The organism is Burkholderia sp. AU28863 (assembly GCF_002223195.1).
Taxonomy (GTDB): Bacteria; Pseudomonadota; Gammaproteobacteria; order Burkholderiales; family Burkholderiaceae; genus Burkholderia; species Burkholderia sola.
Map to the genome: position 1 here is coordinate 39983 of NZ_NKFE01000002.1, position 11672 is coordinate 51654.

An 11672-nucleotide genomic window follows, 5' to 3' on the forward strand; every position below is an offset into this window, starting at 1 on the left:
GGGCCGGCTGACGGTCGAGATCGACGGTAAACAAAAAACGGCGGAACACCGAGGTGTCCCGCCGTTTTTGCTGGCGCCTGCCGGCGCGCGATCAGCGCCGCGCTTTCAGCAGGCGCGCGGCATCGAGCGCGAAGTACGTGAGCACGCCGTCGGCACCCGCGCGCTTGAACGCGAGCAGCGATTCGAGCACGACCTTGTCGTGGTCGAGCCAGCCGTTCATCGCGGCCGCCTTCAGCATCGCGTATTCGCCGCTCACCTGGTACACGTAGGTCGGGAAGCGGAACTCGTCCTTCACGCGGCGCACGATGTCGAGATACGGCATGCCGGGCTTGACCATCACCATGTCTGCCCCTTCGTCGATGTCGAGGCGCACTTCGCGCAGCGCTTCGTCGCTGTTCGCCGGATCCATCTGGTAGGTCATCTTGTTGCCCTTGCCCAGGTTGGAGGCCGAACCGACCGCATCGCGGAATGGGCCGTAGAACGCCGATGCGAACTTCGCCGAATAGGCCATGATCCGCGTATGGATATGGCCGTCGCTTTCCAGCATCTCGCGGATCGCGCCGATGCGGCCGTCCATCATGTCCGACGGCGCGACGATGTCGACGCCGGCTTCCGCCTGCGCACGCGCCTGGTCGACCAGGATCTCAATCGTTTCGTCGTTGATCACGTAGCCGCTCTCGTCGAGCACGCCGTCCTGACCGTGGCTCGTGTACGGATCGAGCGCGACGTCGGTCAGCACGCCCAGTTCGGGGAAGTGCTTCTTCAGCTCTCGCACCGCGCGCGGGATCAGGCCTTCCGGATTGGCCGCCTCGCGGCCGTCGGGCGTCTTCAGCGACGGCTCGATGGCCGGGAACAGCGACAGCACGGGCACGCCCAGTTCGACGCATTGCTCGGCGACGTGCATCAGCAGATCGACGGACACGCGCTCGACGCCCGGCATCGACGGGATGGGCTGGCGTTGGTTGGCGCCTTCGACGACGAACACCGGGTAAATCAGGTCGTCGGTGGTCAGGCGGTTTTCGCGCATCAGGCGGCGGGAGAAGTCGTCGCGGCGCATCCGGCGCGGACGATGAAGCGGATGGAAGCTCATGGCGATTTGGCAGAAATCAGGGCAAGAAGGACCTTACGGAACCCTTAGGTCATTTTCGAGATCGTTGGTATATGATAGCGATCGAGCGGCACGCGTTGCGTGCAGCTCCCCGCTTCTCCTCCCTGAGCGGGTGCCTGTCGTTTTTCGATTAGGCTGTTTGACCCGCCGTTCAACGGCGGGTTTTTTTATGAGCCGGCCGAATCCGCAGACGCCGTCAGGTGCGCACGGCCGATCCCAGCCGCGCGTTGCCCGCTCATTGTGCTACAGGCTCGCTTTTTTCGTCGGCGACGGACGGCCGCAGCCAGCTCTCGATCAGTTCATGGGCCTCGTCGAGCCCCGTGCGCTTCAGCGCCGAGAACAGCTGGACCGTGAGCTTGCCCTTCACGCCCTGGTCGCGATACGCGTCGAGCCCCTTCTGCGTGTTGCGCAGCGCGTTGATGCTTTCCTGGCGCGTCAATTTGTCGCACTTGGTCAGCAGCGTGTGTATCGGCTTGCCGGTCGGCGCGAACCACTCGATCATGCGCCGATCGAGCTCGGTCAGCGGACGGCGCGAATCCATCATCAGGATCAGGCCGCAGAGCTGCGAGCGCGTCGCGAGATAGGACGACAGCAGCATTTCCCAGTGCGCCTTCGCGGCGCCGGGCACTTCCGCATAGCCGTAGCCGGGCAGGTCGACGAGGTTCGCGACGGGCTCGGCGGCCGGGCCGACGGAGAAGTAGTTGATATGCTGCGTGCGGCCGGGCGTCTTCGACGCGAAGGCCAGCCGCTTCTGGTTGCACAGCACGTTGATCGCCGTCGACTTGCCGGCATTCGAGCGGCCCGCGAACGCGATTTCCGGCTGGACCGTCGGCGGCAGGTCGCGCAGATGGTTGACGGTCGTGTAGAAGCGGGCTTGATGGAGCAGAAAGGCCATGGGAACCGGAAGGACGGGCGGCGCGAGCCGCTTGGTGGAGGCGGGGTAGCCCCGATAGGCGCGGGAGCTTTCAGCACGATATTGTACAATACGGCGGTTTTGCCGAAGGCCACCGGGCGCCTGCCTCGCGCTTTTATGTGGCTTCTGCGGTAGACTGAACGCCGTCGTTTTTTGCAGAACCTCAAATTCCCACAAGACGAAACAGGGTGTGCGAATGAATCGACTGTGCAAGTCTCTGATGGTGCTTCAGGTTGCAGCAGGGTTCGTAGGTTTCGTAGCGGAGGCAAACGCGGCAGATGCGGCCAAGCCGGATCTCGACCGCGGCAAGGCGATTGCCGGGCAGGTCTGCGCGTCGTGTCACGGCGCCGACGGCAACAGCGCGTCGGGCAGTTTCCCGAAGCTCGCCGGCCAGCATCCCGAATATCTGGTCAAGCAGTTGAACGACTTCAAGACGCAGCCGGGCGCGAAGGGGCCGGTGCGTAACAACGCGGTGATGGTCGGATTCGCGAGCGCGTTGAGCGCGGACGACATGCGCAACGTCGCCGCGTACTACGGGTCGCAGACGACGAAGCTCGGTACCGCACGCAATGCGGCGACGGTACCGGTCGGCCAGAAGATCTATCGCGGCGGCATCGCGGAAAAGGGCGTTCCCGCCTGCGCGAGCTGCCACGGGCCGACGGGGCAGGGAATCCCGGTCCAGTACCCGCGTCTGTCGGGGCAATGGGCCGATTACACGGTCGCGCAGTTGACCGCGTTCCAGCAGGGTGCCGGCGCGCGCAACAACAACGAGGCGATGCATCAGATCGCGTCGCGGCTGTCGGATACCGAAATCAAGGCCGTCGCGGATTACATCGCGGGCCTGCGTTGAGCGGTCAGCCGCGAATGGAATGACCGGGCGCCCGAAGGGCGGCCGGAGTCAGAACAAGAAAAGGGTGGGGCGCCGCGCCGTCGCGGTTGCCTCGCCCTTCTTTTTTGTCGGCACTCGCCGGGCCGAGCCGCGATGGCGCGGCTTGCAGGCGATGGGGAGCTGCGCTCCCCGGGCGAACATAGTGAGCGTGGGGGCTGTTTCCCCTTAGTCGGAGTTTGAATGAGCGTTACCACGTCGGGGTTGCAGTCGAAGTCGGGTCAGGGTGCGTCGAAACGTGCGGTCGAGCTGCTCAGCTCGATGCGCTTCGCGATCGCGCTGCTGGTGGTGCTGTCGATCGCGAGCATCATCGGCACGGTCCTGACCCAGGACGATCCGTATCCGAACTACGTGAACCAGTTCGGGCCGTTCTGGGCGGACATCTTCCGCTCGCTCGGCCTGTACAACGTGTACAGCGCATGGTGGTTCATGCTGATCCTGATCTTCCTCGTCGTGTCGATCTCGCTGTGCGTGATCCGCAATGCGCCGAAGATGCTCGCCGATGCGAAGAGCTGGAAGGACAAGGTTCGCGAAGGCAGCCTGCGCGCATTCCACCACAAGGCCGAATACACGGCGTCCGGCACGCGCGCGAGCGTCGCGGCGACGCTCGCCACGTTCGTCACGAAGGCCGGGTACAAGCACGTCGTGCGTGAAACCGACGGCGCGACGCTGATCTCCGCGAAGCGCGGCGCGATGACCAAGTGGGGCTACATCTCCGCACACCTCGCGATCGTCGTGATCTGTATCGGCGGCCTGCTCGACAGCAACCTGCCGATCAAATTCCAGATGCTGATGTTCGGCAAGAGCCCGGTCAACACGAGCGCGACGATCAGCGAGATCTCGCCCGACCATCGCCTGTCCGCGTCGAACCCGACGTTCCGCGGCTATGCGTGGGTGCCGGAAGGCCAGTTCGTGTCGACCGCGATCCTGAACCAGCCGAGCGGCTCGCTGATCCAGGATCTGCCGTTCTCGATCCAGCTCGACAAGTTCATCGTCGATTACTACACGACGGGCATGCCGAAGCTGTTCGCGAGCGACATCGTCGTGATCGATCGCGAGACCGGCCAGAAGATCCCGGCGCGCGTGGAGGTCAACAAGCCGTTCACCTACAAGGGCGTGTCGATCTACCAGTCGAGCTTCCAGGACGGCGGCTCGCAGATGCAGATGACGGCCTATCCGATGACGGGCAGCCACGCGGCGACGGTCCCGGTGAAGGGTACGATCGGCAGCTCGGCGCCGCTGCAGGTCCCGGGCGCGGACGGCGACACGATCGAATTCTCCGATTTCCGCGCGATCAACGTCGAGAACATGGCCGACGCGAAAGGCAAGCCGGACGTGCGCGGCGTCGCGACGACCAGCTCGCTGAAGGAAGTGTTTGACGAGCGGCTCGGCTCGGGCGCGAAGACGTCGAAGCCGACGCAGCTCCACAACATCGGGCCGTCGGTGCAATACAAGATCCGCGGCAAGGACGGTCAGGCGCGCGAATTCAACAACTACATGCTGCCCGTCGACATGAACGGCGAGCGCGTGTTCCTCGCCGGCGTGCGCGCGAGCCCGAACGACCCGTTCCGCTACATGCGGATCCCGGCCGACAGCCAGGATTCGATCGGCGAATGGATGCGCCTGCGCGCCGCGCTCGAGGATCCGGCCGTGCGCACCGAGGCCGCCGCGCGCTTCGCGCAGCGTTCGCTGCCGGGCGACGCGTCGCTGCGCGGCCGCCTGCAGGACAGTGCGTCGAAGGTGCTGACCCTTTTCGCAGCGAGCGACGACAGCGTCGGACGCGGCGCGGACGGCCAGCCGATTGGCGGCTTCCAGGCGGTGGCGACGTTCATCGACCGCTCGGTGCCGAAGGGCGAGCAGGAAAAGGCCGCGAGCCTGCTGTTGCGGATGCTCGAGGGCTCGATGTGGGAGGTGTGGCAGATCGCGCGCGAGCGTGCCGGCGAGCCGGCCGCGCAGCAGGGCACCGACACGATCCGCTTCGTGCAGAACGCGATCAATGCGCTATCCGACAGCTTCTTGTATGGATCGCCGGTCTATTTGCAGCTTGACTCCTTCAAGCAGGTGCAAGCTTCGGTATTTCAGCTGACGCGCGCGCCCGGCAAGAATCTGGTGTATCTTGGCAGCCTGCTGCTGGTCGCCGGCATCTTCTCGATGTTCTATGTGCGCGAGCGGCGGCTCTGGTTCTGGCTGAAGGACGCCGGTTCTGGCGTCGAGGTGGTGATGGCAATGTCCACGGCCCGCAAGACCTTCGATTTCGAGAAAGAATTCGTGCAGACGCGCGATGCGGCCGGCGCCGCCTTGCACGCCGCGCCTCGCGACGCCGCACCGGCCGGTGCGGCTTCGACGGCCCGCCCGCCTGCCGGCGGCGGTTCCGATTCCGAGAATTCCACCCGGTAACATCATGGATCTCACGCAAGTTTCCTCTTCCCGTACGGCGCCGGCATCGTCGCCGCTGTTCGACGACCGTCCGTTCCTCGCGCGCCTGTCGCTGTTCGACTGGCTGTTCGCCCTGGCGTTGGTGGCGGGCGCGGGCTATGCGCTCGTGCACTACAACGCGCACATGGATTACTACGACAAGGCGGTGCTGATCGGCACCGTGCCGGCGCTCGTCACGCTCGGCTGGCGCTGGAAGCCCGCGCGGCTGATGATGGCGTCGATCGCCGTGCTGTCGCTGCTGTCGATCCAGATCTACCAGGGCGATCTCGCGCGCGCCGATTCGGCGTTCTTCCTCAAATACTTCCTGTCGAGCCAGTCGGCGATTCTGTGGATGAGCGCGCTGTTCGTGCTCGCGACGATCTTCTACTGGATCGGCCTGCTCGCGCGCGCCGAAACGGGCGCCGCGATCGGCCAGAAGCTCACGTGGGTCGCCGTGCTGATGGGCTTCACGGGGCTGATGGTGCGCTGGTACGAGTCCTACCTGATCGGTGCGGACGTCGGGCATATCCCTGTGTCGAACCTCTATGAAGTGTTCGTCCTGTTCAGCCTGATCACCGCGCTGCTTTATCTGTATTACGAAGGCCACTACGGCACGCGTTCGCTCGGCGCATTCGTGCTGCTGGTCATCAGCGCGGCGGTGGGCTTCCTGATGTGGTACTCGGTCGCGCGCGATGCGCAGCAGATCCAGCCGCTCGTGCCGGCACTGCAAAGCTGGTGGATGAAGATCCACGTGCCGGCGAACTTCATCGGCTACGGCAGTTTCGCGCTGTCGGCGATGGTGTCGGTCGCATACCTGATGAAGGAGCGCGGGATCCTCGCGGATCGCCTGCCGACGCTCGAAGTGCTCGACGACGTGATGTACAAGTCGATCGCGGTCGGTTTCGCGTTCTTCACGATCGCGACGATCCTCGGCGCGCTGTGGGCGGCCGAAGCGTGGGGCGGCTACTGGAGCTGGGACCCGAAGGAAACCTGGGCGCTGATCGTATGGCTGAACTATGCGGCGTGGCTGCACATGCGGTTGATGAAGGGCCTGCGCGGCGCGGTGGCCGCGTGGTGGGCGCTCACCGGCCTGCTGGTCACGACGTTCGCGTTCCTCGGCGTCAACATGTTCCTGTCCGGGCTGCACAGCTACGGCAAACTGTAAGATTTCCGCCGCTCGTCCGACTATCGAACCGCCGGTGCACTGCGTGCCCGGCGGTTTTCTTTTGTAACGCGGCGGGCGAACCGGGCGTCGAACGACGCGTGACGGGCCCGGTCGAACGTTGATGAAGCATGCGCGCCGCGCATGCGGGAGGAACTGCACGATGTGGATCAAACGCCCTTTGCGTGACGTACTGACCGGCGCGGATATCGCGCCGAGCGAGATCACCCCGCGCGCTGTGTTCGAGAACCGGCGGCGCGTCTTGCAGGCGGCCGGCCTCGCGGCCGCGGGCGGCCTGTTCGGCACCAGCGGCGCGGCGCTCGCCGCGTATGCGTCGCCCGACGCGCGGGCGGCGAAGCTCGCGGCAAAAACGAACCCGAAGTTCGTCGCCATCGACAAGGTGACGCCGTTCAAGGACATCACGTCCTACAACAACTTCTACGAATTCGGCACCGACAAGAGCGACCCGGCGCAGAACGCCGGCACGCTGCGGCCGCGCCCGTGGCGGGTGAGCGTCGAAGGCGAGGTACAGCACCCGAAGGTGTTCGATCTCGACGAGTTGCTGAAGCTCGCGCCGCTCGAGGAGCGCGTGTACCGGCTGCGCTGCGTCGAGGGCTGGTCGATGGTGATCCCGTGGATCGGCGTGCCGCTGTCCGAGCTGATCAAGCGTGTCCAGCCGACCGGCAACGCGAAATACGTGCAGTTCGTCACGCTGGCCGATCCGTCGCAGATGCCCGGCCTGTCGACACCCGTGCTCGACTGGCCGTATTCGGAAGGGCTGCGCATGGACGAGGCGATGAATCCGCTGACGCTGCTGACGATGGGCGTCTACGGGCAGGTGCTGCCGAACCAAAACGGCGCGCCGGTGCGGATCGTCGTGCCGTGGAAGTACGGCTTCAAGAGCGCGAAGTCGCTCGTGAAGATCCGCTTCGTCGACAAGCAGCCGAAGACGAGCTGGAACACGTACGCCGCGAACGAGTACGGCTTTTATTCGAACGTGAACCCGAACGTCGATCATCCGCGCTGGAGCCAGGCGACCGAGCGGCGCATCGGCGAGGACGGCTTCTTCACGCCGAAGCGCAAGACGCTGATGTTCAACGGCTACGGCGATCTGGTCGCATCGATGTATCAGGGGATGGACCTGAAGAAGAATTTCTGAGCGTGACGGTGAGAAACGACATGCGTCCTTCGACGCTCACTTCCGAGCGCGCCGCGGGTGGCCGGTCGGCCGCACGCACCGCGCGCACCGGTGCGATCCGTCCCGCCGCGCCGCGCTGGCTCGCACCGGCCAAGGTGCTGGCGTTCGCGGCCGGCCTCTATCCGCTCGTGCGCCTCGTGCTGTTCGGGCTGACCGACCGACTGGGCGCGAACCCGATCGAGTTCATCACGCGTTCGACGGGCTTGTGGACGCTCGTCCTGTTGTGCGTCACGCTTGCCGTCACGCCGCTCAGGCGCATCACGGGCTTCGCGCCGCTGCTGCGCTTTCGCCGGATGATCGGGCTGTTCGCGTTCTTTTACGCGACGCTGCACTTCACGACCTACCTGTGGTTCGACAAGTGGTTCGATGTCGTCGCGATCCTGAAGGACGTCGGCAAGCGCCCGTTCATCACGGTCGGCTTCGCGGCGTTCGTGCTGCTGATTCCGCTCGCCGCGACGTCGCCGCGTGCGATGGTGCGCCGGCTGGGGCGCCACTGGGCGACGCTGCACAGTGCGATCTACGCGATCGCGCTGTTCGGCGTGCTGCACTTCTGGTGGATGCGGGCCGGCAAGCACAATCTCGCGCAGCCGAAGCTCTACGCGGCCATCGTCGCCGTGCTGCTCGGCTGGCGGCTGGTGGCGTGGGGATGGCGGCGCGTGCGCGCGTGACGCGGCGGCCCGGAAAAACAAAAGGCGATGACCGGGAAGTCATCGCCTCGTTGCGAGCGCCGCGCGGGCGGCATCGCGTCGTTACTTCGTGACGGCCGGGCCCGATGCCGGGGCGGGCATGGTCGATGCACTGCTCGACAGCTCGGGCGACAGCGTGAGCGGCGAGCCGGACGTGTCGGGCGTCTCGTCGGACGACGCGTTTTCGTCGGTCGGTTTCACGTCCGACGGCGGCGTGTTCTGCTGCTGGATCGGCTTGGGCATCGGGGGCACGGTGGGCAGATAGAGCGCGCCGCTTTGACCGCAGCCGGCAAGAATCGCCAAAGCCGCTACAATCGCGCTCATCCGGAAAACGACTCGCATGATCGTCCCTGAACAATTTAACCGATAGAGTTTAGCATGTCCGATACTGAATACCTGGCCCGTGCCGAGGCCGTGCTGGCGGCCGTCGAGCGTACCGTGGACGTCGCGAACGACGGCGATCACGACATCGATCTGGAGCGCAACGGCAGCGTGCTCACGCTGACATTCGAGAACGGCTCGAAGATCATCGTCAATCTGCAGCCGCCGATGAAGGAGGTGTGGATCGCCGCGAAGGCCGGCGGATTCCACTACCGTTTCATCGACGGCGAATGGCGCGATACGCGCACGGGCACCGAGTTCTTCTCGGCGCTCACCGAATACGCGACCCAGCAGGCCGGCCTGCCGATCACGTTCGGCGCGTGACGGCCGGGGCACCGGCCCCCGAACGTCGTGCCCAAAGAAAAAGCGCCCCGCGGGGCGCTTTTTTCATGGTCGAGCCGCGGGTCAGTGGCCCTGGAACAGGTTCATGATGTCCTGCTTTTCCTGCTCGTCGACGTGCGGCACGGCCTCGTCGACGTTCTGCGCGGCCGGCGCCTGCGGCACGCCGACCGTCGACACGAAGCCGTGCCCCGGCGTGAACTCGGTGAAGTACAGCTCGCCGCCGAGCGATTCGACGCCGTCCGGCACCGTCGGCTTGAACTCCGGCACGCCCTTCAGCGCCGCACCCATGTAGTCGATCCAGACCGGCAGCGACAGGCCGCCGCCCGTTTCGCGATCGCCGAGGCTGCGCGGATTGTCGTAGCCGATCCACGCGATCGCGGCGAGCGTGTGCTGGTAGCCGGCGAACCAGGCGTCGTGCGAGTCGTTCGTCGTGCCGGTCTTGCCCGCGAGGTCCGTGCGTTTCAGCACGTTGGTCCGCGCGCCCGTGCCGCGCTGCGCGACGCTCTGCAGCAGGCTGTTCATCACGTAGGCGTTGCGCGCGTCGATCGCGCGCGGCGCGTTCTGCTCGGCGACGAGCGGCTGCGCGCGCGCGACGATCGCGCCGTTCGGATCGGTGACTTCGGCGATCAGGTACGGATTGACGCGGTAGCCGCCGTTCGCGAAGACCGAGTACGCGCCGGCCATCTGCAGCGGCGTGACCTGGCCGGCGCCGAGTGCCATCGGCAGGTAGGCCGGATGGCGCTCGGCGTCGAAACCGAAGCGCGTGATGTATTGCTGCGCGTATTTCGTGCCGATGTGGTTCAGGATCCGGATCGACACGAGGTTGCGCGAGCGCTGCAGCGCAGTGCGCATCGACATCGGGCCCTCGAAGCCGCCGCCGTAGTTCTTCGGCTCCCACGGCTGGCCGCCCGTTTCCGCGGCGCTGAAATACAGCGGGCCGTCGTTGATCACGGTGGCCGGCCCGAGGCCCTTGTCGAGCGACGCCGAGTAGATGAACGGCTTGAACGACGAGCCCGGCTGCCGCCACGCCTGCGTGACGTGGTTGAACTTGTTCTTGTTGTAGTCGAAGCCGCCGACGAGCGAGCGGATCGCGCCGTCCTGCGGGACGATCGACAGGAACGCGCCTTCGACCTGCGGCAACTGCGTGATCGACCATTTGCCGGCGTCGTTCTTCACGACGCGGACGATCGCGCCCGGGCGGATGCGGCGGTTCGGCTGCGCGTTAGCGGACAGCGCGCCCGACGCGAAGCGCAGGTTGTCGCCCTCGATCGTCGCGGTGCTGCCGTCGATGAATGCCACCGTGATCTGGCGCGGGCTCGCGGCCGTCACGACCGCGGCGATCAGCTCGCCGTTGTCGGGGTGCTCGAGCAGCGCGTCGTCGATCGCCTGTTCACGGTCGTCGGCGCCGGCCGGCAGCTCGATGAAGCCTTCCGGCCCGCGGTAGCCGTGGCGGCGCTCGTAATCCATGATGCCCTTGCGCAGCGCGGTGTACGCAACCTGCTGGTCCGCGGAATCGATCGTCGTGACGACGTTGAAGCCGCGCGTGTAGGTTTCCTCGCGATACTGCGCGTACATCATCTGTCTGACCATTTCGGCGACGTATTCCGCGTGCACGCTGAAATCGCGCCCCGGACCCTTGACGACGAGCGGCTGCGCGGAAGCTTCGTCGTACTGTTCGCGCGTGATGAAGTTCAGCTCGAGCATCCGCTGCAGGATGTATTCCTGGCGCACCTTCGCGCGCTTCGGGTTGACGACCGGGTTGTACGCGGATGGTGCCTTCGGCAGCCCCGCGAGCATCGCGGCTTCCGCGAGGGTGATGTCCTTCAGGTCCTTGCCGAAATAGACCCGCGCGGCGCTCGCGAAGCCGTACGCGCGCTGGCCGAGATAGATCTGATTCATGTAGACCTCGAGAATCTGATCCTTCGTCAGCGCGCGCTCGATCCGGTACGCGAGCAGCATCTCGTAGATCTTGCGCGTGTAGGTCTTCTCGCTCGACAGGAAGAAGTTGCGCGCGACCTGCATCGTGATCGTGCTCGCGCCCTGCGACGCGTGGCCGTTCGTCAGCGCGACGAAGCCGGCGCGGATGATGCCGGTGAGGTCCACGCCGCCGTGATCGTAGAAGCGCGCGTCCTCGATCGCGAGGATCGCCTTCTTCAGCGAGTCGGGCACGTCCTTGAAATGGACGACGTCGCGACGTTCCTCGCCGAATTCGCCGATCAGCACGTGATCGGACGTGTAGATGCGCAGCGGCACCTTCGGCCGGTAGTCGGTCAACGCATCGAGCGACGGCATGTTCGGCCAGGCCACGACGAGCGCGTAGCCGAGCACGAGGCCGCCGGCCACGACGAGGGCCACGCACATCGCGGCGAAGCCGAGCAGGACTTTTTGCCACCAGGGCCGCTTCTTCGGCTCCGGGGCGGGAGGCGGGGACGTAGGAGTCGTGGATTGCATAGGCATACCGGAAAACAGTCCCGCGATTATAGCCGCCCGGTAAGACCGCTCCGGACGCGGGGGCCGCCCGTCGCGAAGCCGCGGGTCGGCGTGCCGTCAGCATAGTCCGTGCACGGCCGCCGTGAGCCAA

General features: G+C 65.8%; 10 protein-coding genes. 6 read left to right on the forward strand and 4 right to left on the reverse strand.

Features of this window, described 5'->3' with window-relative positions; all coding sequences use genetic code 11:
- Positions 1-91: 91 nt before the first annotated feature.
- Positions 92-1090 (reverse strand): porphobilinogen synthase, encoded by a 999-nt coding sequence (gene hemB / locus CFB81_RS01520; RefSeq protein ID WP_089434437.1) that lies wholly within the window; start codon positions 1088-1090, stop codon positions 92-94.
- 253 nt (positions 1091-1343) lie between these two features.
- A complete protein-coding gene (gene yihA / locus CFB81_RS01525; RefSeq protein ID WP_069619402.1) occupies positions 1344-2003 on the reverse strand; it encodes a ribosome biogenesis GTP-binding protein YihA/YsxC in 660 nt (219 codons plus the stop codon).
- 214 nt (positions 2004-2217) lie between these two features.
- Here yihA and CFB81_RS01530 point away from each other — a divergent pair, with 214 nt between their 5' ends.
- From CFB81_RS01530 to msrQ, 5 genes are all read left to right on the forward strand, one after another.
- The gene (locus tag CFB81_RS01530) at positions 2218-2871 is read left to right on the forward strand and encodes a cytochrome c (protein ID WP_012492295.1); all 654 of its coding nucleotides are present in this window, start codon (positions 2218-2220) and stop codon (positions 2869-2871) included.
- A 219-nt stretch (positions 2872-3090) separates the two neighbouring features.
- Positions 3091-5304, forward strand: coding sequence for a cytochrome c biogenesis protein ResB (locus CFB81_RS01540; RefSeq protein WP_089434438.1), 2214 nt, complete (start codon positions 3091-3093; stop codon positions 5302-5304).
- Between the two features lie 4 nt (positions 5305-5308).
- Complete coding sequence (gene ccsB / locus CFB81_RS01545) at positions 5309-6487, forward strand: c-type cytochrome biogenesis protein CcsB (RefSeq protein ID WP_089434439.1); 1179 nt, start codon at positions 5309-5311, stop codon at positions 6485-6487.
- 160 nt (positions 6488-6647) lie between these two features.
- The gene (gene msrP, locus CFB81_RS01550; protein ID WP_089434440.1) at positions 6648-7643 is read left to right on the forward strand and encodes a protein-methionine-sulfoxide reductase catalytic subunit MsrP; all 996 of its coding nucleotides are present in this window, start codon (positions 6648-6650) and stop codon (positions 7641-7643) included.
- A 20-nt stretch (positions 7644-7663) separates the two neighbouring features.
- Positions 7664-8350 (forward strand): protein-methionine-sulfoxide reductase heme-binding subunit MsrQ, encoded by a 687-nt coding sequence (gene msrQ, locus CFB81_RS01555; protein ID WP_089434490.1) that lies wholly within the window; start codon positions 7664-7666, stop codon positions 8348-8350.
- Positions 8351-8431: 81 nt separating this feature from the next.
- Here the strand turns inward: msrQ and CFB81_RS01560 are convergent, their stop codons facing one another.
- Positions 8432-8710 carry a lipoprotein gene (locus CFB81_RS01560; RefSeq protein ID WP_089434441.1) on the reverse strand — a complete coding sequence of 93 codons (279 nt, stop codon included), beginning with the start codon at positions 8708-8710 and terminating at the stop codon, positions 8432-8434.
- Between the two features lie 36 nt (positions 8711-8746).
- Here CFB81_RS01560 and cyaY point away from each other — a divergent pair, with 36 nt between their 5' ends.
- On the forward strand, positions 8747-9073 hold the full coding sequence (gene cyaY, locus CFB81_RS01565) for an iron donor protein CyaY (RefSeq protein ID WP_006477165.1): 327 nt from the start codon (positions 8747-8749) through the stop codon (positions 9071-9073).
- An 81-nt stretch (positions 9074-9154) separates the two neighbouring features.
- Here the strand turns inward: cyaY and CFB81_RS01570 are convergent, their stop codons facing one another.
- The gene (locus CFB81_RS01570; RefSeq protein WP_069619407.1) at positions 9155-11548 is read right to left on the reverse strand and encodes a penicillin-binding protein 1A; all 2394 of its coding nucleotides are present in this window, start codon (positions 11546-11548) and stop codon (positions 9155-9157) included.
- Between the last annotated feature and the right edge of the window lie 124 nt (positions 11549-11672).

Bases quoted from the DNA above. Each gene is read 5' to 3' on its own strand.
- hemB (WP_089434437.1), bottom strand. From the start codon at position 1,090: ATGAGCTTCCATCCGCTTCATCGTCCGCGCCGGATGCGCCGCGACGAC.
- yihA (WP_069619402.1), bottom strand. From the start codon at position 2,003: ATGGCCTTTCTGCTCCATCAAGCCCGCTTCTACACGACCGTCAACCAT.
- CFB81_RS01530 (WP_012492295.1), top strand. From the start codon at position 2,218: ATGAATCGACTGTGCAAGTCTCTGATGGTGCTTCAGGTTGCAGCAGGG.
- CFB81_RS01540 (WP_089434438.1), top strand. From the start codon at position 3,091: ATGAGCGTTACCACGTCGGGGTTGCAGTCGAAGTCGGGTCAGGGTGCG.
- ccsB (WP_089434439.1), top strand. From the start codon at position 5,309: ATGGATCTCACGCAAGTTTCCTCTTCCCGTACGGCGCCGGCATCGTCG.
- msrP (WP_089434440.1), top strand. From the start codon at position 6,648: ATGTGGATCAAACGCCCTTTGCGTGACGTACTGACCGGCGCGGATATC.
- msrQ (WP_089434490.1), top strand. From the start codon at position 7,664: ATGCGTCCTTCGACGCTCACTTCCGAGCGCGCCGCGGGTGGCCGGTCG.
- CFB81_RS01560 (WP_089434441.1), bottom strand. From the start codon at position 8,710: ATGCGAGTCGTTTTCCGGATGAGCGCGATTGTAGCGGCTTTGGCGATT.
- cyaY (WP_006477165.1), top strand. From the start codon at position 8,747: ATGTCCGATACTGAATACCTGGCCCGTGCCGAGGCCGTGCTGGCGGCC.
- CFB81_RS01570 (WP_069619407.1), bottom strand. From the start codon at position 11,548: ATGCCTATGCAATCCACGACTCCTACGTCCCCGCCTCCCGCCCCGGAG.